At 71.5% G+C, this 1,239-nt stretch carries 2 protein-coding genes; both read left to right on the top strand.

The annotated features are described in order from the left end of the window. A partial coding sequence (locus AB0C29_RS49195) for a cytochrome P450 (protein WP_360835378.1) occupies positions 1-449 on the top strand: 449 nt, incomplete at its 5' end. 81 nt (positions 450-530) lie between these two features. Next, the gene (locus tag AB0C29_RS49190) at positions 531-1,085 is read left to right on the top strand and encodes a dihydrofolate reductase family protein (protein ID WP_360835376.1); all 555 of its coding nucleotides are present in this window, start codon (positions 531-533) and stop codon (positions 1,083-1,085) included. Positions 1,086-1,239 lie beyond the last annotated feature (154 nt).

Raw genomic sequence — 1,239 nt, 5'->3', positions numbered from 1 at the left:
GCCTGGTGGCCCTGCTGCGGCACCCGGACCAGCTCGCGCGGCTGCGTGCCGACCGGGGGCTGCTCCCGGCCGCGACCGAGGAGATGATCCGGTACGACCCGCCGCTGCACATGTTCATCCGTACCGCCGCGGCCGACGTCGAGCTGGCCGGAGTCACCGTGCCCGCCGGCGCCGAGGTGGCCGCGCTGCTCGGCGCGGCCAACCGCGACCCGGCCGTGTTCACCGACCCGGACGCGTTCGACGTGGGCCGCGACCCGAACCCGCCCGTGGGCTTGGGCGCCGGCCTGCTCTTCTGCCTCGGCGCGCCACTGGCCCGCCTCGAGCTGCGTACGGCCGTGGCCGCCCTGCTCGACCACGCGCCCCGCCTGGAGCTGGCCGCGGAGCCGGTCCAGCGCCCGACTTTCGTCCTGCGCGGTTACACCGCCGTCCGCCTGACCAAGCGGCCGTAGCCGCACCTGAAGAGAACCGTAAGTGCGCCCGGACATGATCAGTAGGTCAGCACGGCACACCACTGATTCAGGAGAATTCCGATGCGCAAGCTCATCAACTCGACCTACCTCACCCTCGACGGCGTCATCGAGAACCCCATGTGGACCGGGCCCTACTTCGACGACGAGGCCGGCGCCTTCGCCGGCTCCCAGACCGAGCGGGCCGACGCGCTCCTGATGGGCCGGGCCACCTACGACGGCATGTCGGCGGCGTGGCCGGCCATGGACGAGAGCGACCCGAGCACCGGCGCGGCCTACTTCAACAGCGTCAAGAAGTACGTCGCGTCGACCACCCTGACCGACCCCACCTGGAACAACACCGAGGTGCTGGAGGGTGACCTGATCGCCGCGGTCACCGCGCTCAAGGCCCAGGACGGCCAGGACATCCTGCAGTACGGCTACGGCTCGGTCACCGCCCAGCTGGTCGCGGCCGGCCTGGTCGACGAGGTGCGCTTCTGGATCCACCCGGTGCTCGAGGGCGGCGACTCGCTGAGCACCCCGCTCAAGGACGTCAAGACCACGTTCGAGCTGATCGACACCAAGGTCATGAAGAGCGGCGTGATCATCGCGTCGTACCGGCCGAAGACGGTCGCCTGACTCAGGCCGCGATGAGGGCCCGGGCGTCGTCCGGGCCCAGCCGGCTGCCCTCGGCGAGCAGTGCCGCGAAGCGTTCCCGGCCCAGCGTGGTCACGACGCGGTCGGTGACCCGATCGGTCTCGTCGCGTTCCGCCGGGGCCGCGGGGGCCTCCAG

The organism is Actinoplanes sp. NPDC048791, assembly GCF_040650095.1.
Classification (GTDB): Bacteria; Actinomycetota; Actinomycetes; order Mycobacteriales; family Micromonosporaceae; genus Actinoplanes.
This window is presented reverse-complemented; position numbering and strand designations above follow the sequence as displayed.